Raw genomic sequence first — 286 nt, 5'->3', positions numbered from 1 at the left:
TATTCTTTATCATGCTAGCCAATTCACTAGTAGACCAAGAGGCAGACCCAAATATTACTAAGCTTACTACCACAGGACCAATAGTTGTTCCAAAAGAATTAATGCCACCGGCTAAATTTAAGCGATGGGAACCTGTTTTTGGGTCGCCCAAAGCAATAGCAAAAGGGTTTGCGGCAGTTTGCTGTAACGAAAAGCCCAAACCAACAATAAATAGCACGATAAGTACAAAATAGAAAATAGCTGTTTGCCCTTGTTCTGCCCCAGAAGTCGCAGGAAACATTATAAA

At 40.6% G+C, this 286-nt stretch carries 1 pseudogene; it reads right to left on the bottom strand.

The window, feature by feature from the left end:
* Positions 1–286, bottom strand: a pseudogene (locus J8281_RS19495) (MFS transporter); the annotation flags it as partial.

The organism is Aquimarina sp. U1-2 (genome assembly GCF_017897595.1).
Classification (GTDB): Bacteria; Bacteroidota; Bacteroidia; order Flavobacteriales; family Flavobacteriaceae; genus Aquimarina.
The sequence above is the reverse complement of the archived record's forward strand: the minus strand, read 5'-3'. Positions and strand labels throughout refer to the sequence as shown.